Genomic DNA, 24,793 nt, shown 5'->3' on the forward strand with positions numbered 1-24,793 from the left:
GTCACATTCCTTTACTTTGCATGCGGATTCGAGGATCGAGCCAGACGAGTAATATATCCGAAATCAACGTACCAAGCACAATGCATACAGCCATGAAGAGTAACCACGTACCAGCAAGGTACATGTCCTGCGTAAGCAGTGCTGTGTACATAACGGGTCCCTGTGTCGGTAGATTTAATACAATAGCCGTAATCGTTGAACCTGTGAAGATAGCGGTAAGCGACCATCCTAACGTACTGATAATTGGATTAATGGCAGCTCGCACCGGATACTTCATGATAATTTTCTTCTCTGAGAGCCCCTTTGCTCTTGCCGTTAACATATAAGGCTTGTCCATCTCATCAAGCATCTGCGCTCTCATTACGCGTATCAAATCGCAGGTGCTGCCCGTACCAATGACGATAACCGGAATGATCATATGCTTAATAAAATCCATGAATTTGGCAAAAGACCACGCTGTTTCTACGAATTTGGGAGAGAACAGTCCCAGCATCGGATCACCAAAGCTAACATAAGAGAGGTACATTAAAATAATGGCCATCAGAAAGTTAGGTGTTGCCATTCCTAGAAAGCCGATTGCCGTAAATACGTAATCACCAACAGAATACTGCTTCACAGCACTATAAATCCCGATTGGGATTGAAATTACATAGGTAAACACCATTGAAATCAGGGAAACGACCAACGTTAGCGGCATGAATTGGCCAATAATAGCAGATACCGGGCGGTTAAAGCTGAGTGAATATCCAAAATCCCCTCTGCTAATCATGCCCCATATCCACTTGCCATATTGGATATACCAGGCTTGATCCAATCCATAGGCTTCACGCATCAACTGAAGCGATTGATCATCCATGATTTCACCGCTAGTTGACATTTTGGAAGCATACGTGCTGATGAAATCCCCTGGAGGAAGCTGAATAATGAAGAATACAATGATAGAAATGAACAAAACGACCGGGATCATCATGATCACTCTTCGCGCGATGTAGGTTAACATGGTTTTCCTCTCTTCATTACGCAAAAAATGGGAGAGGACAAGCCCCCCCATTTTTACGCAGCTAGTTGATTATTTCATGAAAAATTGATCCGGATGGGCATAACCAATGCCTCTGTACTCATCGGCATTGACTAGCGTTGGCACATTCTTCACATTATTCTTAACAACAGTGAGGTATGGCGTAGCCGCTGTATAGCCGATAACCCATTGATTTTTCTGGTGTAGCTTAATGATTTCATTGCTCCACTTCGTAATTTCATCTTTGGTCTTAGCAGCTTTCACTTTGTTCCAATTCTCCATAATCATAGCAACGTCGCCTTCTGGCTTAACGCCTTCCTTGCCATTAGAGGAATTGTACAAACCGTAGTGACCGAACCATGGTGTAATAACGCGAAGTGGAACAAGTTCATCTGGCCTTAATGCCACGTTCACGATATTTACGTTTTTAACGGAAACGGGAATTTTGTTCGCATACTTCAGATCGAAGTAAGCGCCTTGGTCAACAATTTTCAGCTCTGTTTTGATACCAACTTGATCATAATACTTTCTAAGAAGCTCGATAAATTGCTCGTTATCCGAACCTTTTTCCTCGTAAATCAGTAAGGATAGATTAGAGTTGTCATCAAATGTTCGGTATTTATGATTGCTATCCCACTTCAAACCAATTTCATCGAATAGCTTCGCAGCACGCGCAGCGTCGAACGAAACCCATTGATTTTTCCAACCATCTTGGAAGTTCGGGAGGCTTTCTGGTACAGAAGCTTGAGCTGGCAGACCGACTCCACTCGTAATAATCTCGGATACTTCCTTGCGGTCTACAGCCACAGATAACGCTTCTCTGAAACGAATATCTTGGAACAGCTTACGGAGCTTAGGATCTTCTGCTGTTTGATTTAATTCAACGCCTGTGCTGGACCAACCTGGTGTTTTCCATGGAAGCACACGGTAATTACCTTTTTTCTCATTTTCTTTAAGTACGGTGTAATCCTTAAAGTCAAATTGTGCAATTTCCACGTTTCCTGCCATCGTTTCAACCAGCTTGTGACTTGCGTCTTGCATTTTGGTCATAACGATACGATCGATGTATGGAAGTTGTTGCCCTTCTGCATCCGTTTTGAAAAAGTAAGGGTTACGCTCCATCACGAAACGGGCACTGTTCGCATCGTTCTTCGCAACCCAAGGGCGAAGCGTTGGACGCTGCGGGTATAACCAGTAATAGTAGCCTGTCCATTGACCCAGGGTCTTCGTATCTGCGAAACCATATTGTTTGGCAACCTCAAGTGCTTTAGCTTCGCCGATGAACTCAGGCAAAATTGTTTTATAATAATGTGCTGGTGCAAAGAACCATTTATTATCAATGGCCACGCGCTCCAGGAACTGAACGCTCGGATGTTTGAAGGTGACCTTGAACGCATAGTCGTTCACTTTGGTAACTTCTGCTCTTTCCTTCGCTCCTGTTACTGGATCATTGGAATAATAACAATCGTACAACGCTTTACCGAACGTTTCTGGAATCAGCATATGCTCCCAGTAGAAAATAACGTCATCTGCCGTAAATGGTTTTCCATCCGACCACTTCATGCCTTCACGCAAATGAATGACATATTCGGTGGAATCAGCATTCACTTCATAGCTTTTGGCAACGTTTGGTTCTACGCCATTACCATCTTGTTTGAAACGGAAAAGAGGCTCTTCCGTTATCATTTCAATACCCCATTTGTCATCTGGCCCGTTCCAAGGATTGTTCCAGTCACCGCCGTATGTACCGATTGTTTCGAAAACCGGCTCTACCATGACGTCGTCTTTAACCGGAAGCCGATCTTTCACGGCAGGCAATGTACCTGCTTTAACAAGTTCTTGCAGCATCGGAGCTTCTTTGAGTGCAGCGTTATTGGCAGTTGCACTAGCCTTGGGTGCAGCCGAAGGAGTTCCAGTTACCGCTGCAGCTGAATTCGTTTGACTATTGCTTGATTCACAGCCTGTCAAAGCTGTAAGGATACCAAGAGCAACTGCGCTTACTACTAATTGTTTTCTCACTGTACTTTCCCCACTCTTCTCATTTGAATTTTCCTGATAACATTAAATACCAGTTGTGCAATATCAGATTATATTATGTCACTGACATATACAATCGTTCTGATTTTGTTGATTTTGTAAACCATATAATCCCAAATACGACTTGTAATCATCCGATAAGCACCTTAACAAAAAGAAAACAAACTCTTTCAAAGGGCTCACAAGTAAAAATCCACGTAATTCAAATGATTTAGTATATCACTGACATATAACTAAATATTGAAAATAAAAAAATCTTAACATTGGAATGGAGATATTACCGGTCCATTATCCACTGTTAAGATTTCATTATGTATCGTAGGAAGGTCTATACGCTCAATAGGTTATGCACGGAACTGCGTTCAATAATCGAAGTATTTACTTTAATGCTAACAGCTCCTTCTCTGGAATTCTCCATCCGTTTGTGTAACAGATTGACAGCAACTTGTCCGAGCTGCTCTGTCGTTTGCCTAGCTGTTGTCAAAGGAACAGGAAGCAAACTTGCCAATAAAATATCAGAAAAACCGACAATAGACAGCTGCTCAGGTACGGACTTATTCATGTGAAAAGCCGTAAAAAGGCAAGAAGTCGCCAAATAATCGTCGGTGCATAAGACGGCTGTTAAAGAGGGATTGTTTCCTAGAAACTCCTCTAATTGCGGATTGAAAGCAGTAAGATTATCTAGGTAATCCTCCGAACACTGCAAAAAGATATTTTGCCGGTTAAGCGAAAGATTGTGATCCAACATCGCCTGTACATACCCTTGATACCGATCATTCCTACTGGTCACCCCATCAAATGGCATGGAGATATAACCGATTTCCTTATGCCCTTTTGCAATCAAATATTCAGTGAGACTATACGTTCCTTGATAATGATCATGATAGACGCAATCGATATGTACCTCACGGAAAATTCGGTCGATAATGACAAGCGGATAATTCATAAGATTCAGCGCCAACACCTTTTCGCTGCACTTTTCCCGTCCTCTTGGGTACAAGATGATGCCATCCACTTGATCCTCGTACAGCTCCTGAAGGCACTCACTTTCATCCTCTTTGTCCTTGGAAATACGAACTAATAAATGGCATTGTAATTTCCGCGCTTCGCTTTCTGCTGAAGCAATAATTCTCGCTGTATATTCATCCAAATTCGGAAATATCATAACTATTCTTTTCTTCCCAGGCTGCTTCGTTTTGTCTGCTTGTGTCAAGGGCTTCACTTGTTTATCACTCACGTAGTCCCCTGAGACGAAAGTCCCTCTGCGTGCAAGCCTATACACAATACCTTCTTTTACTAAAATCTCTAATGCAAGCTTAGCTGTCATTCGACTGACTGCGTAAAGCTTAGCTAATTCACCTTCAGAAGGAACAGGATCATGAGGTTGCAGATTCTTACGTAGTATTTCCTCTTTTACCTTCTCGGCAGTTTGCATATAAAGCGATGTTTTCCGCCCCTTTTTACTATCCTTTACACTCATTCTGCCATCCCCTAGACTATGAAATATCAATAGTATATAACACTTTGTGATATCCTACTATCTATGTTAAAATTGTGATAGCGCTTACTTTGCATATCACCTTGCATCCTTATATTCAGAAATGTTGGAGGAACACATGTGGAAGAAAACGCAAAAAATGAGCACGTCAATTACCATCATCCCTTACTGCGCTACAAAATATGGGACATTACTTTAGAGCCACTTCCTTCGCTCCCTTGGAACCCGTGGCACTATCATAAAGAAATAGAAATCATTCTGCTGTTTGAAGGTTCCATGCAAGTTGAAACTGTCGATACCATTTATAACTTACAAGATCAGGATTTGTTAATCATCGGATCATCTCGGTTACACCGTACTAGAAGACAGAAGCTAGTCAAACAAATTGTACTGCAGTTGGACATAGTAGCACAATTAGATCAATATACCAAAGACTTCTCACCTATTTTGTTGGAATTATCGGAACCACTTGATCGCATTAATGAGGTCCTGGCTAACAACCCATCAGTCAAAGAAACCATGTTTCATTTGTTAGTCCAAGTCTACCAAGAAGCAAGCCATATGGAACCCGGCTACGAACTGGCGATAAGCGGCGCCTTCAAACAGCTGCTCTCCCTGCTCATACGTCATGCTCCCTCCTCTCCTCCCATTTCACCTGCAGATTGGCAGCGTCTCAAGCCAGTACTAGATTATATTGACTTACACTACCGAAATCCGATTCGGATTCAGGATATCCTCCATCTCGTACATTTAGAATATCACTATTTTATCAAATATTTCCAGCAGTGTATCGGAATGTCCTTTGTCGATTATCTTCATTTGAGGCGAATTAAAACAGCTGAGCATCTGTTGCTTACCGAATCGCTTAATATTGCCGATGTTGGTGTGCAATCTGGTTTCCCGAATGTCAATATGTTCATTCGAATTTTCAAACGCTACAACGAGTATACGCCTTCCGAGTTTCGAAAAAAGCGAATACAAAAGCCTATATCGTTTGTTTAACGACTTGAATAACAAAAAAGTGTTCTTCCCCAATCGGAAGAGCACTTTTTTGCATCTTATTTATCCTGCAAATGCGCATGTTTTTGAATGAGTTCATTCGTTGCCCTACGAGCGATACGGGTTGCGATAAGCCCATCCAGGCCAGTCGGCATATCGCCCGTTTGACCGGTTTCAAGTGATAAAGCAAAAGCATCGTACATACCAGGGAAATTTTTCTCTCGGGTAAAAGGGAAACGAGTTGTGCCGGTTGAGTTCCGCATCTCAAATAGCTTGGATTCACGATCATAGCGAATAACGCCATCCGTCCCGATCAGTTCATAAATAAACTGTGAAACCGGTTCTTTCGCCGTAAAACAGTAAGAATAGCTGATTTCTAACATCGTATGTACATCATTGGCATGCGTCATATGAAGATACATATGGTCTGGAGCTTCATAATTGTCCACCCAGGCTCCTTCCGAATGCTGAAGTTGGACGTCCGAATTCAGCCACCATCTTGCAAGGTCAATCTGATGCACACCACAGTCAACCATAGGTCCGCCTTCGATCATTCGGTTCGCGCGTCTTAAGTTTAACTGTTGAGGGGCTTGATCATAATTCACATATTTCCCATGATTATTCCAGATATAACTTAACCTCAGTGAGCGAACGTCACCGATGCTCTTATTTTCAACGATGGTTTTAATTTTTTGAGCAATAGGACTAAATCGATAATCAAATGCTGTAAACAACATTAATCCCGCTTCTGCCATTATGGCAATCATCTCTGTGGCTTCTTTATCATCCATCGCTAGTGGCTTCTCACATAAGACATGCTTTCCATAACGTGCGGCATCACGTACATTTTGATAATGAGAAGGCGCTGGAGATGTAATGACTACCGCATCAATGCCTGATTGGAAAAACGGCTCTACCTCACTAAAAACTTGAACATTGTGTTTCTTCTCCAGCTCTTCTTTTCGAGAGACAACAGGTTCATAAATAGCTGCTAATTCAAATTTAGACGAATTTATTATTGAGGGAATATGCCCGTAATTTGCAACAACTCCACAACCCATCAAGCCCAATTTAAACATAATCTTCCCTCCTGTAGATCCTGCCAACCTGCTCTATTTTGTTCTTTCTATTCTTTAACCGAACCCATTAATACCCCTTTAACAAAATATTTCTGCAAGAATGGATACACCAACAAAATGGGGAGTGTGGCGACCACAATAGCCGCATATTTCAATGTTTCGGGAAAAGCAGTTTTACTCGCATCATCGATAACTTGTCCGTAACCTGTGGAATCGCCAATAATGACAAGCTGCCTTAGAACGACCTGCAGCGTCCAATAACGCGAATTATTCATATACATGATTGCCGCGAAAAACTGATTCCAGTTCCCAACAGCATAAAATAACGTGAAAGACGCAAGTGCAGGCAATGACAACGGTAATGCGATTCTCATAAAAATGCCAAAGTTGCTGCATCCGTCAATTCTTGCCGAGTCTTCTAGCGCTTGTGGGATGCTCGCAAAAAAATTTTTCAAAACAATCAGGTTAAAAGCAGAGATGGCACCAGGTAACATTAAAGCCCAAAGGCTATTGATCATCCCCAGTTGCTTAACAACTAGGTAAGTTGGGATAAGTCCACCGCTAAACATCATTGAAAACACGATTAACATCAAAATAGACCTGCGAGCACGAAAACGCTTTTTCGATAAGGAGTAGCCTAATGTTGAGGTAAACAGCATGTTAATTGCTGTCCCTACAACCGTTATAAACATTGTAAAGAGTAACGCTCTTACGAACGACGGGGTAGTAAGAATCATGTGGTATGACGTTAGAGTAAACTTCTCTGGCCATAAAATAATGCTTTCAGTAAGCACCTGCTTGATTGGTGATAGTGATGCGACAATGACATAATAGAAGGGAATAAAGGTTATTAGCGCTACTATGAACAATGATAGGTAGTTTGCTCCATCGAAAATCCGACTGCTTACCCCTCTATTTCGAATCATGCTGCCATCCTCCTTCTCATTCCCTGCTCAATATATGCCATCTTCGCCAGCCTTTTTTACCAACCAATTCGCAACAGCGACTACAATGAGACTGATGATTGATTTAAATAATCCAACAGCCGTGGAAAAGCTCAATTGCCCTTCAACCAATCCCTTTTGATAGACAAACGTTTCGAAAACATCTCCTACATTTCGCACCAAGCTGTTTAACATGAGGAAAATTTGTTCAAATCCGACATCCATGATATGTCCCAGACGTAATAGAAACAGAATGATAATCGTACTGCGAATCGTTGGTAGCGTAATATGCCATAACTGTTTCCAACGGTTCGCTCCGTCCATAACCGCTGCTTCATACAATTGGGGATCGACACCTGCGAGCGCAGCTAAATAGATGATGGTTCCCCAGCCGGCTTCTTTCCAAATATCTTGCACAACAATCAGCGATCTAAAAATTGCCGGTTCGGACAATAAATTAACCGCTTTTCCACCCATGGCTTCAATGATGTGATTAACGACTCCCCCGCCTGACAACAAGACAAACGTTATTGAGGCAATGACAACCCAGGAAATAAAATGCGGCAGATAAATGATCGTCTGTATCAACTTTTTAAAGAAAGTTTTGCTTATTTCGTGCAGCATTAGGGCAAAAATGATTGGAACTGGAAAGAAAAAGATCAGCTGATAAAAGCTAATTAACAACGTATTTCTCATTAAGTTCCAAAAATGATCATAAGCAAAAAGCTCCTGGAAATGTTTAAATCCTACCCAGTCGCTTTTCCAAAACCCCAAAAAAGGACTGAAATCCTGGAAGGAAATTAGAATTCCCCACATCGGCAGATATTTAAACAAAAGAAAATAGACGATCCCAGGAAGAGCAAGCAAATAAAGGTCCCAATCCTGAAAAAAAGAGACAAATCTTCGTTTCGTTGCTTTCTTCGTTATCGGCCCCGTTAAGCTGGATTGCCCTGAGATTTGGTTCATACATGTCATCCCCCAATGATACTAGTTCCCTTGCCGCACCATGTACGGCAAGGGAAACTGAAAGAATGCGGCTTTCATTTATTTACTACCCTGTGATTTATAGAACTCGTTTGTTTCCTTCGTGATTTGGTCGCCGCCACCCGTTTTCCATTTCGTGACAAACTCATCGAAAGCATTAGCCGGCAGCTGCCCCGTAATAATTCTTGTAAAGTAATCATATCTAAGCTTGTTGTTGATTTCTTCGTTTTTCTGTATTTGAGTTGGTGAGATGTAGGATGGAATAAGTAGAGGAATTCCCTTGTCCTTAACCTTATCGAGTGCATCACGCTGGACTTTTTGAACCTCCAATGGTGCTCCAGTATCCGTGTAGCTATAGACGTCATATGGTGAAACCATGATCAATTCCTTAAGGTCATCCTTAATATACTTCTCGTTCGTAGTAAATGTACCGTCTGCATTCTTGGTGTTATGGATGCCATCTATGCCGTATTTATTGAAATGATAGCCTTCCTCACTTGCTTCCCAGTTCATAATCTCTAATACTTTATCTACCTTCTCGGGTTTTGCAGTTGCAGGTATCACCCATCCAGCAGCGTTTCCGCTGCCGGCAAAGTATCCACTGATTCCAGTTGGCCCTGCAGGAGGATCGATATAGATAAGCTCCGCCTTTGGATCCACTTTTTTCAGTGCAGCAATATCCTGAGCGTAGTCAACGATATAGCTTTCTAGGAGAATCCCAGCTTTCCCGCTTTGAATTTCTTTTCTAGTGTTTCCTTGTTGGACTGGGAAGTCTTTACTTAGTGCTCCTTGCGCGTATAAATCCCGTAAAAATTGAAGAGACTGGTTCATTCCTGGCGTAACAAATGAATTTACTAGTGTTCCATCTGTTTGTTTCAACCAGCCGTTACCTGTTCCGAACGCAGCATACAATGGATTCAAATTCGATAGTTTAGGATCAGTGGCAATCCCATATGTATCTGCATTGCCGTCGCCGTCAGGATCATTTTTGGTGAATGCGACTGCGACTTTAGCCAAGTCATCTGTCGTTTTGGGAATAGGTAAGTTAAGTTTATCCAACCAATCCTTCCGAATAAGGACGCCTGTACGCACAATTGGCCTTACCCTCGGTATCATATAGAAATGTCCGTCTACTTTCACATTGTCCCAAATCATTTGGGGGTATTTTTTCAAATTAGGCGCTTTATCCAAATATTTATCTAATTGCATGAAGGCCCCTTGCTTCAAATAACCACTTAAAGCCGCATCGGGGAATGCGTTCCAGACCATCACATCAGGGATACTGCCCGAAGCAACAATCGTATTTTGCTTCGTTGTGTAATCATTGATTGGCGTGTCCATAATCGTCAGCTTAACGTTAAACTTTTTCTCCAAAAATTTGATAGCCTCATTATCGTCATGAGTAATTTGAATATTAGCCGATGTGTAAAACATCACGCTTAAATCCATGGGTGCAGCAGCTTTTGAATTACCGGAAGAGGAGTTTGCAGTTGGAGCGGAAGAACAACCAATTAAAGAGGCAGTTAGAACTGCTGTTGCTGCAAGAGTATTTACCTTACGCAATCTGTTTTTGATCAAAGTGTTAACCCCCTTATTTAATCATCTTTTTAAAGATAACGCTTACATCATTCTCGAACCTTCGCTCCTACAAATCCAATTGTACGTGATAATACGCATACATTCTAGGAACAGAACTGGTGTAAAATCACACAAAACTGTCATTTTCCTTGCGATCGCAAGTCCTCTACTGGGTTAAAATAGCACCATAATGCCCATTCACAGAAACGGTCACAGAACCATTCTGAACGGTATATGTAGTTCCTGTAATTTGATCCGTCATGGTACTTCCGTCCACAACACTTAGCTTCGACACTGGGACCGTAACTGATTTCCTTGCCGTATCGTTGTTTAACACAACAGCAATTCGGTTTGTAAGATCAAATCGGCCAAATGAATAAATGTCAGTGGCATCGTCTGCAAGTAATGTCATGAATGACCCCGTCCTTAATGCGGGATATTGATTGCGAATGCTGATTAATTGCTGTGTCAAGGAAACGGCACTGTTCGAAGTCGATCCTTGCGCCCAATCAAATGTGCGACGGTTGTCGGGATCTGCTCCTCCCTGCATGCCGTATTCATCTCGCTCCTATACGGGTACCTCTCAACCTCAGTAGGCATAAGCTGAGATATGCCATTTTGAGAGGATGTTTGAACATGTTTCCTTATCGCCCGGAAATTCATCCAATGCCATATTCCGATTACAGATTTACGCTCCTCTGGCCATATTATTCTCCTTATCCCGAGCAAGGATGGCTCGGTTGGCGCGGTGCCATCGAATCGGACGAAAACAGTCGTCTGCCTGAACAGCAACGGCTTACATTCGTGCTAGTGCATGGCTCTTGGGCCGACGCTAATTTCTGGGACGGCGTTGCTGCCGTGCTGCGCAGTCAGGGGCACATCGTCTATTCGCCGGAATACGCGGGTCATGGCACAGACCCAACCAAAAATGTCACGCACGCGATGATCACAAAGTCCGTCGTCGATTATATTATGAGGCTGAACCTACGCGACATCGTTCTCGTTGGGCACAGCTTCGGTGGTACAGTCGTCCAGAAGGTTGCTGAACAGATACCGGACCGCATCAAGCGCCTCGTCTTCTGGGACGCGTTTGTATTGAAAGACGGCGAGTCGCTCGCCGACGAGCTGCCGCCTCCAACCAGACAGAGCTTCGAGCAGCTTAGAGCCCGATCGAAGGACGATACCATCATGCTGCCGTTTCCGCTGTTTCGGGATTTGTTCGTCAACACGGCAACTTTGGAAGAAGCCAAACGATTTTATACAAGTGTCCGTCCTGAGCCGGCGAAACCACTTTTCGAGAAGTTGAATCTCAAAGTGTTCTATACATTGCCTACACCCAAAAGTTATGTCTATTTCTACCAAGACAACGCATTGCCGCAAGGAGAAGGCTTCGGCTGGAATCCGCATATGTCCTCACGACTTGGGGTGTTCCGCCTGATCGTCGGAGATGGGGACCATTTTACGGATACGCGCACAAGGCCTGCCATGTTGGCGCAGAAGCTTTACGAGGCGGGCCGGGACTGATCGGGAGCGCAAAAATAAAGCTCAAGCGTACTATGCTTGGGCTTTATTTTTCATTGAATCGATTGTCTCACTTTTTATACCAACATATGGTATTATCAGTGTTGAAACAATCTAGAACATTACTGAAAGGGAAGTGGGTACTCTGAGCCAATGGAATGAGATGACGGACGATTCTCAATCAAGATGGGACGAGATCGCGGAGTTTTGGGATGATTATATGGGTGAACATAGTAATCGATTCCATCGTGAAATTATCAGACCACAAACGGAAGAACTGCTTGAGATAAAAGAAGGTCAAATCCTACTAGATATTGCTTGTGGTAACGGAAACTTCTCTCGAAGATTAGCTGACTTAGGCGCTGAGGTTGTTGCTTTTGACTATAGCCCTAAAATGATTGAGCGAGCAAAATCAAGGTCAAAGGACTACTTAAATCGCATAGATTATCAAGTGATTGATGCAACGAACTATCATTCATTATTAGCACTTGGAACTGATAAATATGATGGCGCTGTAGCTAATATGGCTTTAATGGATATTGCCGACATCACCTGTTTAACAAAGGCTCTTTCACAGTTATTAAAAAAGAATGGGATCTTCGTATTCTCAATACCACATCCTTGCTTCCAAACGCCTTCTACAAGAAAAATACATGAAACTGAAGATAGGAACGGGGAGATCGTCACAAGAAATAGTGTCCAAATCTCAACTTACTTAACTCCAGAGTCTAGTAAAACAATAGGCATAAAAGGTCAGCCTGTTCCTCATATCCTATTTCATAGACCTTTATCCTATTATATGAACTTATTTTTTAGTTTGGGTTTTGTTCTTGATGGGTGGCAAGAACCGAGCTTCGAGAAGGATGAACATACAAACAATAAATTCGATTGGTATGAGCTTCCTCCTGCGGTTATATTTCGTTTTAGAAAATTGTAGCGGTTGCTAGTTCAATCACTTCATTCTGAGGTTTTACCCACCGCTCCCCTTGCGGAAGATTAATTTTATACCAAGTAATGACATTAGCGGGCTGCGGGGCGTATTTCCATTTAGCAATAGCGTGCACAGTTCCCGATTCCAGCAATTCTCCGCCACCTTCTTGGTCATAAGGGACTAAATAAGCCGTCTCAGCCCCCATTAACTTAAGTTGATAATCTACGGGTTCAGCATGGACATCCTCCATGAGGGCTGGATTAATAATCCACTTAGATCCCAGCCATGTATCCACTTGGTACCACGTTCCGGCTTGCCCAGCGGCACTCATCGCGTTTATGACGTACTTCGGTCCATAATGTATAGTGGCAGTAGTGCGAATCTCCTGAGGTGCAAGCATCTGATCTGTTTTCGTGTGGATATTTGGCTGGTTAAATAAACTTGCGGTGTTCATAAGCGTTAAGGTGTTCTTACGCTCTTCATATGTGCCATATAAGACTTTGTCATCATCCTGTATCCAGCGGTCTCCCAACCAAGTCTGCACCTTTAACCATTCCTCAGGACTTCTTTTATCATAAAAATTGAATGGAGCATCCGGGGCAAGCTGCACATTCTGATATGGCGATATGGCACCTAGAGGACGGCTGCTTCCATCGTCATTCGCATACAAGTTTGTTTCCTGGATGATAACAAAATGAATAGGGGGTACTTCTGCATGAGTAGGGTACGTAGAGCTCAGGGTCATCAAGAATAATGTTAAGACTAGACCAATACCTATTTTTTTCATTTAAATTCACTCCCGGCATTTACTTTGTAGGACATATAAATATTCCATAATTTCCCACACATAGAAATAGACGCAAAATCCATACATAAAGTTTCGAAAACAAAAAGAAGCCGCTGTAAGTGTACGCAGCTCCTTCACAATTCATTTTTTGTATCGACTTCATTATTCCTGTTTGGATAAGGCTCCAAAATACTCTACAACTACCTCACGAAATTCCTGAGCAGCCCGCGAAATGTACCGACTCTTGTGCCATAATAACGCTATTTCCCGCACCAATTCATGATTCTCTACTTGAAGATATTTGATAGGTTCCCTTGAATCCCTTGCGGTGCTTGGTATGAAGGCTATGCCGATCTCGGCTTCTACAAGAGCACTCAGCCTTGCAGGTTCATCCCCCTCATACACGTATTTAGGGACAAATCCGGCCAATTGACATAACGAGTCCACAAAATCACGAGCACCATAGCCTTTTTTTACCCCTACAAACCATTCATCCCTTAGTTCTGCTAAGGCCACGCTACTTCGGTTTGCCAACCGATGCCCCTTGGGAACCGCAACAACGATAGGGTCTATGAACAAGACCTGACATTCAATGCCATCCTCATGTATAGGAGGGGAAGATAAGCAAAAATCGACCTCTCCTCTATGAAGAAGTGTAACCATCTCCTGAGTAGATAGCATTTGTACATGAAATTGGATGGACGGAAGCTTTTTCCGAAACTCTCGAAGAATATGGGGCAACGTGCTTGCCGTGGTCACCGCCAATTCGAGTGTGCCATGTTCTGAGCCGGATAGATCAATCAATTCCTGCTTCCCCTGTTCCAGTTCAAATAACGCCCTTTCAGCGCGGAGAAGAAATCGGCTTCCAAATTCATTTAACCGCAGTTTCCGCCCTACGCGATCGAATAATGGGACCCCTAAATCCTCTTCCAAGCGCTGAATCGTTCTGCTTAGAGAAGACTGCGTAACGTGCAGACTTCGTGCTGCTTCGGTTACATGCTCCAAACGAGCTACTGCCAGAAAATATTGCAGTTGAAGAAGCTCCATTTCCTGTCCCCCTCATTCCTTCAAATCAATGAAATAATAACATAAAATGCGTTGGAATAAATGAGCAATCTCAAGTAGGATGACATTATTACTCTTTGGGGGGATCAACAAATGAACATTCGCAGCAGGTGGTTACTGATTTCCGTTTGCCTTGGGATACTGCTGAACCCATTAAATTCTTCGATGGTCTCCGTTGCTATTCCGAGACTGCAGCATGTGTTCCAGCTAGATTTCACAAGTATTTCCTGGATTATTTTCTCTTTCTATATGGCTAGCAGCATCGCTCAACCTGTTATGGGAAGAGCTAGCGATTTATTCGGGCGTAGGAAGATATTTCTTGCAGGGCTGGTCGTAGCTTTCCTTGCATCATTATTAGCCCCATTATCACCAAACTTCGGGTGGCTCATCGTGTTCCGTATTGTGCAATCCATCGGAACAAGCATGATGGTTGGGGTTGGAATGGCCATTGTTCGGGTTCATATTACGGAGAACCAAGCAGCTGCGCTGGCTGTTTTGTCCATCTTTTTATCGGGAGCAGCGGCAATTGGGCCTTTTATTGGCGGAATCTTGATACACTGGTGGGGCTGGCAGGCCATTTTTTTCGTCAATATCCCGATCGTAGCTGCTAGCTTTCTATTATCTTGGAGGCATATCCCTCATGACGGACCGCAATCCTCCGATGCCCGCAACATGTCCTTTCGTAAATGGTTTGAAATGATGGATGCTCTAGGAATTCTGCTATTCGCAGTGGGGTTGGTTGCCCTGCTTATAGGATTACTGTCAGCGAAATCATCGGGGAAGATCTCATTAAGTCATATTATTGTGGGGCTAACTGGCGTCATAGCATTGGGAGCTTTTGTACGCCACGAATTAAGAGCGAAGTCACCTTTTATTCCTTTGCGTACTTTCGCCAACTATCCAACGATGACTTGGGTCAATGTCAAATTCATGCTCGTTAATCTGCTTTATTACTCCCTCTTTTTCGGACTTCCGTCCTACTTGCAAATGGTACGTCATGTCAGTGAATTCCATACGGGGATTCTCATGCTAAGCTTAGGCTTGTGCTCGCTGGTTGCTTCTCCCATTGCAGGGCGATGGATTGATAAATCAGGACCTCGGCCAGCCTTACGAATATCAGCCATTCTGATGACATTCGGATCGGTGTGGCTCGTGACATTAAATCAAACTTCACCGGTTATTAGCGTGTGTTTGGCTTTGGCAGCGTTCGGTATTAGCAACGGGTTAAACAGTGTCGGTATGCAAGCAGCCTTGTTTCAAAGTTCACCAAAAGAAATAATTGGTGTTGCATCTGGATTATTTATTACATCAAGATATCTAGGTACTATTCTTTCTTCATTATTGATAGGTATCGTGATGGGCGGTACGTTCAGCTTCAAGGGTTTTCAAGTGCTTGGGATCATCCTCACGGTAATCGCATTGTCTTTGGTGTTCATGAGTCGCCGGCGGGAGAGTGTGCACTTGCAATCTGATTATTGAGTAATGCTAGTCTAAGAGTGGGCGCAGTATCAGCGAAAGAATCATGGGGTAATGGAACTACAGTCCGCTATTTCGATGAATAGCGGGGGCTTCGCGGCCGGAGGGGAACTACAGTGCTTTATTTCCTCGGTTTTGGCTGAATTCTAGCCAAATGTGAGGAAATAGCGGCCCCTAGTTCCCCTCCGCACATCAAAGGACGCTTTTCGATGAAATAGCGCCTTGTAGTTCCCGATAGCCTGCGCAATGCAGGACTCGCGGGTCCACCAACGGGGTGAAGCTACCGATTGAGCCCGTAGCTTCATAATTCAAAGTCAAACCGTAGCCTTCTTGCCGCAAATAGGACTTTTTCTTTTACTATGGTTTAAACTGTTTTAGCGCTTACTGTTATAGTACCCACTGATTCAGTATTTACCGTCTGGGCACGCTGCTCTTCTCGATACAACATCCAACTTACAACAAGTCCGTATACTGCAGTAACAATATGGATCCAAGACGGTGTTTTATCTACGGCATTCGTTAATACCAATAGGGCATCGATTATAGGCATTAAAATAGAAGTTAACATAACAACAAGCATCGCTTTTCTCATGCGAAGTACCATCAAGGCTAGTAGGAAGATACCAATAAACAGGTCACGATCCGCTTTAATATGAACCAGATATTTATCAGAAGCGTCATGCAAGGGGATACCAAAATCTCGAATCGCAGCTTCCGGCAGGATAAATCCTTTTACTCCTAAAAACAACATCAACAGTGTAACAACACCCGCTAACCAAAATGATACTGACTTTAATCCCCAATCAGATTTGCTCATTTTATTGTCTCCTTTTTCCAATTAATTTGATTGACTTTAGTGTATACCGGTACTATGATTCTGTTAAGAACGCACTTTAAAGTACGCCACATACTTAAAAGTAAGGGTGTGATTAATCAATGATTCATCAACTCGAGTGTCCCATCGAGACGGTCATTCATGTTTTAGGCGGAAAATGGAAACCGACAATTTTATGGCATTTGGTGGAATCAACCAGGCGGTATAACGATCTGGAAAAGCTAATACCTGATGTCTCCCAGAAAATGCTCACGCAGCATCTTCGAGACTTGGAACAAGAAGGCGTGGTCCTAAGAACGGTATACCCAACGGTCCCCCCCAAAGTAGAATACTCACTTAGCGAATATGGCAGAACATTGGTCCCTGTAGCAGAAGTAATGTGTGCTTGGGGAGAACAACATAATGAACGCAAACAAAAAGAACCTGCTTCTTAAAGCTGGTTCTTTTTGTTTGCACTCAGGTCATCTTCCTTCACCCAATCCCACATAGCCGCAAAAATAGGCTGCAGTTTCCATCCGCGCTCAGTTAGCTCATATTCTACGTGCAAGGGAACGCCGGGGTAGAGCGTACGCGTAATAATCCCCTTTTCCTTCAGCACCCTCAGTCGATCTGTTAATGTCTTCGGGCTAATCGGGTGCAGTCTTCTCCGCAACTCTCCAAATCGTCTAGTGCCGACGAACAACTCCAACAAAAGAGGGAGAGTCCATTTACCATCCAAAATTTCGATCAAAGGATCAATGGCTTCGATACAAGAACGATCCAACATGGACGTTTCCTCCATAGTTCATTTTATGAAACTATTGCACTTTATTGTAACTACTTTTCAAATGTACCACAGTATTGTAGTCTAATTAAAGATCAGGAATACAACTTTCAACTTCATATCGACATCAACCCCTGCGTGGTGCGCGCAACCAGGGCGATCAAGCGATAGGATCAGGACTATTTACCATTTTAAAAATCTGAATATTCAGCTAATTGACTCATACAACTTAAACGCTACCTGGAAAAAGGCTGATTGGAGGCACATATGCAAAGACCATTTGATGTAGATAGAGCGGAGTATCCGTTCAAGGACAACTGGATGCCTTATCGCGATGGCATGATTCATTACGTTGACGAGGGGCAAGGGCCTGTCATTCTTCTCCTGCACGGAAACCCTACCTGGTCGTATCTTTACCGAAATATCATCAAGGATTTGAGCGGTGAATGCCGGTTGATTGCACTGGATTACCCAGGACTTGGTATGTCACGGGCTCCATCCGACTATGGCTATACACCTAAGGAGCATTCGGAGGCTGTCACCGAATTCATCCGGCGCTTGGAACTCAAAGACTTCGTACTAGTCGTCCAAGATTGGGGAGGTCCAATCGGACTCAATTACGCCGTAAGACACCGTGAGAACTTGCGCGGAATTGTCGTTATGAATACCTGGGCATGGCCGGCCACGCTCCCTGCGATGAAACTATTCTCGGTTGCCATGGGCGGTTGGCCTATTGGATACTGGCTGCAGACAAGGCAAAACTTTTTCGCTAAAAAAATTGTCCCGCGTGGGATCCATCATACCGATAAAATCACAGATGCCTTGAGAAAGGCCTACACAGATCCATTTCCAACTCCACAATCACGGAAACCGACATGGGTATTCCCGAGGCAGATCCGAAAGGCGCGTCCATGGCTGGAGAAGATCGAGGAGAAACTTCCGGTTCTCTCTAATTTGCCAGCTCAAATTCTGTGGGGAATGAAGGATAGCGCTGGGTTTCCACCCGAAGAGATGGCGAAATGGCAGAGTTATTTGAAATTGAATGAAACCGAGTCCTTAGTCGATGCCTCCCACTATGTGCAGGAGGATCGACCTGATCGGGTGACCGCATCTATCCGCAGAGTCCTTGAAAGGACAGCGAAACAACCAAAGGAGGCAATATGATGAAAACAATTCTATGGGCAACTCTAACAGGTAATGGCAACTACGCGCAATCGAGTCCGAATAACCCCCCAAAAAAGGAAGCACTAGGCGATTTTGAGGCACATGCTCAGGCAGCGGGTAATTTCATTGTCGGAAGACGCACGTTTGAAGGGATGCAGTCAAGCGGCAACGGCGGTACTTTGGCTGGCATGGATATCGTCGTCGTATCGGGGAGCGTAAACGAAATCCCAGGTGTGACGGTTGTTGGCTCTCCAAGCGAAGCCCTAAGCTACCTGCGAGAAAGAGGCTATCAAACGGCCCTCATCTCGGGAGGTGCGGACCTTCATAATGCTTTTCTGGGTCAAGGGCTTGTTGATGAGCTCATATTCAATGTCGCGCCAGTACTTGAAGGTAAAGGGCTCAATCTATTGATTGATACGGAGAAATACCAATATAAGGAAGTGAAACTGTTGAATTTCAAATCGCTCGGCAGCGGCGTCGTTCAAATGCACTATGCGATTGGTCATAAAACAGAAGATGAAATCGTATAGCCCTCCCAACAGACACTACGGACATTGGAAGAACACAAAAAACCGCGCTGATAAGGACGCGGTTTTTGTGTCGAGCCAGCAACTACCCTTTCATTGCTTTTATAGAAAGCCATTGAGGGATAGCTGCTAAAGGATTTATATGCCAGTTGCAGTAGTCTTCCAGCTCTTGTTCTGATAAACGTTCCCCATCATCGTTTGAATCGTCTATCCAAAACGAACCATGCTCCGCATACATTTCTTCCATACCCATAACGGTAAGATTAGAGGATATCATAGCATTCATAATATCTTGCATACGCCACTTGTAGGTTGGGATTTCTCCAAAAGGACCTAATACATCGTATGGTTTTTCAACTATTATTGATTTACTCGCTGTGATTCCAAAAGGACGCATAAACGGGTGTATATCGAACATGATGTAGATCCCATTATGCTTAAGCACCCGCTGAATATTATTGTACATGGATTCTAAATCGTTTATCCAAATATGAACGCCATTTGATGTGTATACAAGGTCATATTCATTAGGACTAATTTCCGTTAATTTCATCGTATCGTCGCAAATGAATTCAATATCCCAGTTATGATCTTTCGCAATATTGTAAGCGTTCTCTATTTGTTTCTCCGAAATATCACATGACGTTACTTTTGCCCCCATTAAATGAAAGGCATAGACCGCATGGTTATCACCACTTGATGGAACCAAAACCTGTTTGCCATTCATATCTGGCATAGCTTTCTGAAGCATGGAATACGTCATGTGATGAAAGGCGGAAGCAGGAGAACTAATAATTTTGCTTATAACCTCATCTGTTCTATGCTTCAAATACCAGGTATCGGACCACTGATTCCATTGTTCTTTGATGATATTCGAGCTGATATTCGAGTTCTTATTCACGCAGCTCCACTCCCCTTTTACATTGAAAATATGATTACTGCAAAGATTCAGTTTAAGTATGCAGTTCATCCCAATAAAAGGAAAGTGGAAAGATAGTTTAAATTAAACTTAATCGACGACTATCCGATCGCCTGCGCTTTCGACCTCATCTACATGCTTCAAGTGCTTCCTGTTTATCCAAATGACAATAACCGCCAAAACTACGAAACCCGCTCCAATGTAGAAGGGAGCATGGAAGTTGAACCACTCAGCAAACTTGACAGCGTAATAAGGAGCTAGCGCACCGCCAATGAAGCGTAGGAAGCTATACGCAGCGGAAGCCGTGGAACGTTCAATAGGAGCGGCATTCATAACCGCGGTTGTAATAAGCGTATTGTTATTGCCAAGGAAAGCGCCAGCCAAGATAACCATCGTAATAACGACCGCTTTTTCCGTTGTCCAATAGCCCATCACCCCTAACGTCACAGCGAAAAGTAATAACTGCACGCACATTGCTTTGATGGTGCCTTGTGATTTCTGCAGGCTCGGAGCCGTAAAAACGGAAGTAAACGCCAGCAAAAGACCCCATCCGAGGAAGACATACCCAAGCTGGTGAACGTCTAAATGGTGCAAGTGGCCGAGTACGAGAGCCGCGTAAACGAGCAATGTGAAAAACCCAAAGTTATACAACATAGCCGCGATACCGAATACCAGCAATGAGCGATGCTTGAGCGCTCGGAATGGGTCCAGGATGGACACTTTTTTCTTCGGTAGAGTTGTGGCAATAGCTACCGCGGGTTTCTTCGGCATCATAAAGTAAATGCAGCAGAATGCAATGATCATTAGCCCCGCTACGCCATAGAAAGGCCCCCGCCAAGAAATGGCCCCGAGCTCTCCGCCCAAAAGAGGTCCAACGGAAATACCAAGGCCAACAGCTACTTCGAACAAAATAATGGACTTCGCGACACCGACTCTAGACATTGAAACGAGCGCCGTTAACGCAGTGGCGACGAAAAAGGCATTGCCAAGTCCCCAGCCGGCGCGAAGCCAAACAATTTCCATGACATTGCTCGCGTTGCCCGAAAGTGCTGAGAACAAGGCAATTAGGACGATACCGGCTAGCAACATCCTCTTAATGCCTAGGCGTGAGGAAATAACGCCGGTTACGAGCATGGTTACGGCCATGACCGCATTATAGCTCGTAAAAAGTAACGTAAGCTGACTGTCTGACGCACCTAATTGTTCTTTCATCATAGGTAAAATCGGATCAACGAGTCCAAGTCCCATGAAAGCGATAATACTTGCGAAGGCAACAGCCCAGACCGCAATTGGCTGATTGAACATACTCGCTTTCTTCGCTTTTTGATGAGACGGTGTTTGCTTTTGCTCGTCGGTCTTTCTCATTGCAGGAGATTGCATGTTTGAAGACTCCTTTTCATCTTTTATTTTTGGTTATCAACCATGGCCAGTTGCACGCTGTCCTCCTTCATGCCGCAACTCTCAACTGACAACATCATATTATTGATTAACGTTTACGTCAACGTTAAATTTTATATGAACAAAACCCGTTCGATGGCACTGATAAAGTGGCCTCCTACGGGTTGAATTTTTCCTAGATATCAAAACTTTCGAGCTAGCTCACGAGCCTCTTGAATGGATTTTTCTTTAATTGCTGGTGCTTCATCCGGCTTTGCAGAGACACCTTCTATAAAGATGCCTTCAAATGAAGGGACAGCAAAAAACGCCATAATCATTTTTAAATGTCGATGACCGATTTCAAAATCTGCAAACGGCCCCCCTTTCGCATAAAAGCTACCACTTGCTTGAATATGCACAGCCTTTTTATCGCTAAGTAACCCAATAGGACCTTTACTCGTGTATTTAAAGGTTTTTCCAGCAACACATATCGAATCAATGTACGCTTTCAGAACGGGCGGGAATGAAAAATTCCACATAGGATTGACGAACACATATTTATCAGCATCAACAAATTGATCCACCAATTCACCCATACGATTTAATTTCTCTTTTTCTTCTTTTTTCAATTGATTAAAATCAATGCCAGAACTTAATTTCCCCCATCCGTTGCATACATCCGTATCAATTTGGGGGATGTTCATTTGGAACAGATCAAGATGCAGTACTTCATCGTTGGGATTAGCCTCTCTGTACGCCTCAATAAATTCGTTTCCGACAGATAAACTATAAGAGTTCTGGTGATCAGGGTGCGCTGTGATATACAATACTTTTGCCATTTTACTTATTCTCCGCCCCTCCAATGTATTTTTTAACACTAGTAAGACAATTGACGGATTCAATGTGTGACATCCATCTTTGACCATCACATGTATAAGACAAAGAAGGTTGCTGTGAGCGTCAAGGAGCTGCTTGGGGGCTGTAATGGGTAAAAAAAGATGACTTCTGATAAAACAGAAGTCATCTCATACCTGCACACTAGCAATTCAATTTTATTTCTTCGCTATAGCTTTTAGAATGACAGTTACGGCTTCAGCGCGTGTTGCATTTGCTTTTGGTTTGAATGAGCCATTTTCGTAGCCATTGATTAAACCACTCGCCATAGCTGTGGACACTGCCGAACTTGCCCACTCTGAAATATCAGAGCCATCCGTAAATGCACCTTTATTTGTTGCATTCGGCAGCTTAACTGCTCTTACAATCATTGCAGCCATTTGTTCTCGCGTTATCAGCTCATTAGGTCCGAAAGATTCTTCGGAGTAGCCCGAAATAATTTCGTAGGCGGTTGCTGTCTCAATCGATTCTTTCGCCCAATGGTTCACTGAATCCGCAAATACTTTCCCACTCTTTTTACCAAGCTTAAGGGCTTTTACTAAGATAGCTGTAAACTCAGCACGGGTGATGTTTTTATCCGGACCAAACGTTCCATCCGGGTATCCTTCAATAGCACCTACCTTGATGAGTTCATGGATATTATTTTCTGCCCAATGCCCCTTAGTATCAGTAAAGTTTACTGAATCTGGTGTTGGTTCAACAGGAGGCACTGGCTTATTCGCTGCGAAGACCCCAAACTTGGCAAAATGATTGACCGTTCCGGTTGCTGCAGCTTTATCGAAATCTGCTATAGGATTATCCAATGCAATCCATTTCTTTGCTGCTTCATCATACCAATAAACGGATACCGTTGACTTCGTTGGATCAACCTTTGATTTATCAAACGGTATGGAAACAGACACGGACTTACTAAATGCGTTCTCTTTATTCTTCTTAATTTCAAAAATATCACCGATTAGTTTCAAAGAAGACTCTGCGACTAAGTCAACTGTGTTTGTTACTTTTTCAATCGTTACATTGATATCCGTATTGATTGCACCTGCAGGTACAACGATTTGAACACCATTCACTGAAACGGTTCCACCAGCAGACGTAATCATATTCGTGTTGGCATCTGAGCTACTGTCGTTATCCGAATCGGAACCTTGCTCAGGTGTTTCACCCGAACCCGAAGAAAAGCTTACATATTTGGTGAAGTGTTTCGTCCAGACCACGATATCGTTGCCTACTTCAATTTCTGCCTCTTTACCAGCAGCAATTAGATCTGCGGCTTCCTGAGTATCTTCGTTTAATTGTCCAGTGATCGGCACAACAATCCCATCTTTTACAAAGCCAACTTTCTTACCTTTCTGGTTTGGTAAAAGCAGCCTTACTGCTTTATCGAAAGTTAATGTCATTCCTTCTACACCAACCTCAACGACAGCATTAACCGTTCCGTTAACTGATACACTGCTATTGGGTTGAAGCTCTGGTAATTTGATTGTTCCATCCCAAGTAGAAGGACCCGATACCGTTACTCCAGAAGGGATTGACATACTAACTTCACCCAGAGACGTGGCTGCTTTCGCTTCCACTAATGGCATAGTTGCTTGATTAGTATCCCCTGTTGGACTAGGTGTAACATGAATCTGAGCATTCTTCACACCATTAGGAATTACTAGGGTTAAAGGATCGTTTGATACTTGAACCGGTGTATCGGAAACGGTTTGAGAAATGGCTCTTTTAATGAATAGCGTATAAATTTTAACTGTTGTTCCGTTTTGAGCCGTTACTTTAATCTTAACTGTATTTAATCCTTCATTTAGACGTATCTGTTTACTACTCACTGCTTCATCATTAATTTCAACCTTAGCCTGGTTGTCATTCGGGGTTGCCATTACAGTAACAGTGGCAGTCTTATTACCTACACTTACCGTATACTCTGTTTGGTCTGCAGATACTTGAATTGATTTGTTATCCAATTGCATCTGCTTAAGTGTGGCATCGTTGGATAATTCTTCACCCGCACGATTTACTACAACGGTATATGTTGCCTTCGTCTGGTTCTCAGCCGTTACTTCCAAAGTGATCTTGTTATCACCAACGTTAAGACTGATCGGACCGTACACCCCATCGCTTACGCTTACCAAACCTCCATTGGACCTGACAACAAGTGAAGAAGTCGCGTATACCGATGCGGTTACAGAAATGCTGTTGATTTGATTGGTTACACTTGCCTTATAATTGAAAACATTTGGATCAAATGATGGCGTTAAGATGCCTGTGCTTAAGGTTAACTTTTTGAGAGTCGCGTCATCAGACTGTGGAGCAACCGCACGATTTACTACAACGGTATATGTTTTCTTCGTCTGGTTCTCAGCCGTTACTTCAATGGTGATCAGGTTACTACCGACGTTA

General features: G+C 43.3%; 23 protein-coding genes. 7 read left to right on the top strand and 16 right to left on the bottom strand.

What is annotated here, in order from left to right:
- Position 1: 1 nt before the first annotated feature.
- The 3 genes from AC58UW_RS29145 to AC58UW_RS29155 form a co-directional block, all read right to left on the bottom strand.
- Positions 2–1,000 (bottom strand): ABC transporter permease, encoded by a 999-nt coding sequence (locus AC58UW_RS29145; RefSeq protein ID WP_497424063.1) that lies wholly within the window; start codon positions 998–1,000, stop codon positions 2–4.
- 69 nt (positions 1,001–1,069) lie between these two features.
- A complete protein-coding gene (locus AC58UW_RS29150) occupies positions 1,070–3,037 on the bottom strand; it encodes an ABC transporter substrate-binding protein (protein WP_497424064.1) in 1,968 nt (655 codons plus the stop codon).
- A gap of 346 nt (positions 3,038–3,383) precedes the next feature.
- Complete coding sequence (locus tag AC58UW_RS29155) at positions 3,384–4,535, bottom strand: GntR family transcriptional regulator (protein ID WP_497424065.1); 1,152 nt, start codon at positions 4,533–4,535, stop codon at positions 3,384–3,386.
- Between the two features lie 138 nt (positions 4,536–4,673).
- Here AC58UW_RS29155 and AC58UW_RS29160 point away from each other — a divergent pair, with 138 nt between their 5' ends.
- Positions 4,674–5,555, top strand: a complete 882-nt coding sequence (locus AC58UW_RS29160) for an AraC family transcriptional regulator (protein ID WP_497424066.1) — start codon at positions 4,674–4,676, stop codon at positions 5,553–5,555.
- A gap of 56 nt (positions 5,556–5,611) precedes the next feature.
- Here the strand turns inward: AC58UW_RS29160 and AC58UW_RS29165 are convergent, their stop codons facing one another.
- The 5 genes from AC58UW_RS29165 to AC58UW_RS29185 all read right to left on the bottom strand — a co-directional run bounded on the left by AC58UW_RS29165 (position 5,612) and on the right by AC58UW_RS29185 (position 10,687).
- The gene (locus AC58UW_RS29165; protein WP_497424067.1) at positions 5,612–6,631 is read right to left on the bottom strand and encodes a Gfo/Idh/MocA family protein; all 1,020 of its coding nucleotides are present in this window, start codon (positions 6,629–6,631) and stop codon (positions 5,612–5,614) included.
- Between the two features lie 47 nt (positions 6,632–6,678).
- Positions 6,679–7,557, bottom strand: coding sequence for a carbohydrate ABC transporter permease (locus tag AC58UW_RS29170; protein ID WP_497424068.1), 879 nt, complete (start codon positions 7,555–7,557; stop codon positions 6,679–6,681).
- Between the two features lie 27 nt (positions 7,558–7,584).
- Positions 7,585–8,541, bottom strand: a complete 957-nt coding sequence (locus AC58UW_RS29175) for an ABC transporter permease (protein ID WP_497424069.1) — start codon at positions 8,539–8,541, stop codon at positions 7,585–7,587.
- 78 nt (positions 8,542–8,619) lie between these two features.
- Complete coding sequence (locus tag AC58UW_RS29180) at positions 8,620–10,137, bottom strand: extracellular solute-binding protein (RefSeq protein ID WP_497424070.1); 1,518 nt, start codon at positions 10,135–10,137, stop codon at positions 8,620–8,622.
- A 166-nt stretch (positions 10,138–10,303) separates the two neighbouring features.
- Positions 10,304–10,687, bottom strand: a complete 384-nt coding sequence (locus AC58UW_RS29185; RefSeq protein WP_497424071.1) for a hypothetical protein — start codon at positions 10,685–10,687, stop codon at positions 10,304–10,306.
- 68 nt (positions 10,688–10,755) lie between these two features.
- Here AC58UW_RS29185 and AC58UW_RS29190 point away from each other — a divergent pair, with 68 nt between their 5' ends.
- Positions 10,756–11,661 carry an alpha/beta hydrolase gene (locus AC58UW_RS29190; RefSeq protein ID WP_497424072.1) on the top strand — a complete coding sequence of 302 codons (906 nt, stop codon included), beginning with the start codon at positions 10,756–10,758 and terminating at the stop codon, positions 11,659–11,661.
- A gap of 160 nt (positions 11,662–11,821) precedes the next feature.
- Complete coding sequence (locus tag AC58UW_RS29195) at positions 11,822–12,595, top strand: class I SAM-dependent methyltransferase (protein WP_497424073.1); 774 nt, start codon at positions 11,822–11,824, stop codon at positions 12,593–12,595.
- Here the strand turns inward: AC58UW_RS29195 and AC58UW_RS29200 are convergent.
- Positions 12,582–13,376: a hypothetical protein gene (locus AC58UW_RS29200; protein WP_497424074.1), complete on the bottom strand. Its 795-nt coding sequence runs from the start codon at positions 13,374–13,376 to the stop codon at positions 12,582–12,584. The two genes, AC58UW_RS29195 and AC58UW_RS29200, sit on opposite strands and share 14 nt — an antisense overlap.
- Positions 13,377–13,538: 162 nt before the next feature.
- Positions 13,539–14,423, bottom strand: a complete 885-nt coding sequence (locus AC58UW_RS29205) for a LysR family transcriptional regulator (protein WP_497424075.1) — start codon at positions 14,421–14,423, stop codon at positions 13,539–13,541.
- Positions 14,424–14,534: 111 nt separating this feature from the next.
- Here AC58UW_RS29205 and AC58UW_RS29210 point away from each other — a divergent pair, with 111 nt between their 5' ends.
- On the top strand, positions 14,535–15,920 hold the full coding sequence (locus tag AC58UW_RS29210; RefSeq protein WP_497424076.1) for an MFS transporter: 1,386 nt from the start codon (positions 14,535–14,537) through the stop codon (positions 15,918–15,920).
- 361 nt (positions 15,921–16,281) lie between these two features.
- On the opposite strand, the gene AC58UW_RS29215 is transcribed toward AC58UW_RS29210, so the two are convergent.
- Entirely contained in the window at positions 16,282–16,734 is a 453-nt protein-coding gene (locus AC58UW_RS29215) for a DUF4267 domain-containing protein (protein ID WP_497424077.1), read from the bottom strand.
- Between the two features lie 119 nt (positions 16,735–16,853).
- Between AC58UW_RS29215 and AC58UW_RS29220 the strand changes: the two genes are divergently transcribed.
- Positions 16,854–17,186 (top strand): winged helix-turn-helix transcriptional regulator, encoded by a 333-nt coding sequence (locus tag AC58UW_RS29220; protein ID WP_497424078.1) that lies wholly within the window; start codon positions 16,854–16,856, stop codon positions 17,184–17,186.
- On the opposite strand, the gene AC58UW_RS29225 is transcribed toward AC58UW_RS29220, so the two are convergent.
- A complete protein-coding gene (locus AC58UW_RS29225) occupies positions 17,183–17,518 on the bottom strand; it encodes a winged helix-turn-helix transcriptional regulator (protein WP_497424079.1) in 336 nt (111 codons plus the stop codon). The genes AC58UW_RS29220 and AC58UW_RS29225 overlap by 4 nt on opposite strands.
- Positions 17,519–17,782: 264 nt before the next feature.
- Here AC58UW_RS29225 and AC58UW_RS29230 point away from each other — a divergent pair, with 264 nt between their 5' ends.
- A complete protein-coding gene (locus AC58UW_RS29230) occupies positions 17,783–18,679 on the top strand; it encodes an alpha/beta fold hydrolase (protein ID WP_497424080.1) in 897 nt (298 codons plus the stop codon).
- A complete protein-coding gene (locus AC58UW_RS29235; RefSeq protein WP_497424081.1) occupies positions 18,679–19,209 on the top strand; it encodes a dihydrofolate reductase family protein in 531 nt (176 codons plus the stop codon). The genes AC58UW_RS29230 and AC58UW_RS29235 overlap by 1 nt, the downstream gene beginning before the upstream one ends.
- Before the next feature lie 82 nt (positions 19,210–19,291).
- Here the strand turns inward: AC58UW_RS29235 and AC58UW_RS29240 are convergent, their stop codons facing one another.
- The 4 genes from AC58UW_RS29240 to AC58UW_RS29255 form a co-directional block, all read right to left on the bottom strand.
- Positions 19,292–20,107, bottom strand: coding sequence for a class I SAM-dependent methyltransferase (locus AC58UW_RS29240; protein WP_497424082.1), 816 nt, complete (start codon positions 20,105–20,107; stop codon positions 19,292–19,294).
- Between the two features lie 108 nt (positions 20,108–20,215).
- The gene (locus tag AC58UW_RS29245; protein ID WP_497424088.1) at positions 20,216–21,490 is read right to left on the bottom strand and encodes an MFS transporter; all 1,275 of its coding nucleotides are present in this window, start codon (positions 21,488–21,490) and stop codon (positions 20,216–20,218) included.
- A gap of 215 nt (positions 21,491–21,705) precedes the next feature.
- Entirely contained in the window at positions 21,706–22,341 is a 636-nt protein-coding gene (locus tag AC58UW_RS29250; RefSeq protein WP_497424083.1) for an FMN-dependent NADH-azoreductase, read from the bottom strand.
- A 213-nt stretch (positions 22,342–22,554) separates the two neighbouring features.
- Positions 22,555–24,793: S-layer homology domain-containing protein (locus tag AC58UW_RS29255; RefSeq protein ID WP_497424084.1), on the bottom strand; the 2,239-nt coding region annotated here is incomplete at its 5' end.

Source organism: Paenibacillus sp. J22R160, from assembly GCF_059692135.1.